Below are 1,645 nucleotides of genomic sequence, written 5' to 3' on the forward strand. Positions count from 1 at the left end.
GTTGGTGAGCCGACTCCCAATCATCTTCATCAAACAGCATGGGAGCTATTCGTGAACGCATCTGCCATTCTACGTAATAGGCTAACATACATAAAAATACGTGAGCCTTAACTCGATCGCCCAGGCGGTGGTAAATCGCTCGTACCTTTAAATCGACTGTCTTAAAACTCCGAAAAGCCTGCTCTACTTGAGACAGGCTTTTATAAGCTCTCACTGTTTCTATTGGCGATAAAACTTCAGGTTCTACTACTGAAGTCCGAATCACATACAAACCGTCAAGTGCTGCTTCACTTTCAATGCTGCGGGTGTTTCTTTCATAACTAAAGCTATCCTCTTGAATATCTAGTTTGAAATGCTTGGCAACCTTGTAACTATTCACCACCTTTCCCACTTTTAGAGCAATATCTGATGCCCCTTTTAAACGATTTTTTTTCCTGATTGTAGCAGCAACGATTTTGGCTAATTCTTTTTCGGTCGCTTGCAACAATTCTGCTCGGGTTTTGGCTCGCTCTGCTGCCAGCATCGGATTGCGACAGGCAATTAAGCGTTCTCCGGGATAGTCTGATGATGATATTTCAGCGAGGTTTTTTTCGTCAAATAAAGAGAGTTGAATCGATTCTTGCTCGACAAGGCTGCGGATTTGTACCGAACGCAGCGCGCTAATCCAATCGAAACTGCGCTCTGATGATTGAAAGTGTTTTTGAATCGTTGTGGAAGAGATGATACCTCGATCGCCCACCCAAATTATTTTGGCGATTCCAAATCTTTCTTTAAGTTTGGTAATTTGATTGGTGAGCGTTGTCGGGTCGGCAGTATTGCCCTCAAATACTTCAATAGCGCTCGGACAACCAGAACTATCGCACATTAGTCCAAATACGATCTGCAATTTACCTCTTTTACCATCGCGATTGTAACCGTATCGGGCTAGGGGGCAAGTTTTGCCCTCAAAATAACTGCTCGATACGTCATACAGTACCAATGTTGATGATGCCAGATGTCGAGCTGCCAAATTATTTTCGATCGACTCTTGTCTCGCTAACAACCAATCCATTGCCAGATACAGTTCATCTTCATCAGCGCTCTCGATGCCCAAAATTTTGCCAATACTTGAGAAACAAGTTTCGTCGCTGAATCCTCTGGCTGTAGCGAGTTTCGATCGCGGGTCGATAATTCTGGCGACGATCATCGCCAATACTAACCTTCTGTTGCGACTATTTTCGGAACTAATTAAATTGGGTAAACCAGTATTTTTCAGGCTACCCAACACTGCTGCTACGTGGCCGTGGGGGCGCGAGCGAGTGATTTTAAAAGAGTCAGGCAAACTGGCGATCGTTACGCCACCTTTTAACAAAGCTTGCAGTCCATCTATCGCATGGTCGGGCAATTTAGACAAGTTTGCCAGAGTGCGTTTCCGTACTTTTGAACCTTCGCGGTAGGACTCGCGAAGTAATACGGCAGGGGGAGAGTTTCTGTTTGGAACACGTTCGATATACATGACTACAATTATGCCAGGTATTTGCCTAGATAAAATCGGAAGAAATTCTTAAGATACATGGGTACGTCCTCAAGGGGCAAAAAGGCAATTGTTCCTTGTAGTGCAAGGGTTTGAGAGATTTGAACATCCCCTCTACGGGGGGAACTTCAG

1 protein-coding gene is annotated in these 1,645 nt (G+C 44.6%); it reads right to left on the reverse strand.

The window, feature by feature from the left end:
* The coding region (locus QUB14_RS28550) for an IS1634 family transposase (RefSeq protein ID WP_333297476.1) at positions 1-1,495 on the reverse strand (1,495 nt) is incomplete at its 3' end.
* Between the last annotated feature and the right edge of the window lie 150 nt (positions 1,496-1,645).

Origin of the sequence: Microcoleus sp. B3-D2 (assembly GCF_036705345.1) — a bacterium.
In the GTDB taxonomy this organism is placed as follows: domain Bacteria; phylum Cyanobacteriota; class Cyanobacteriia; order Cyanobacteriales; family Microcoleaceae; genus Microcoleus.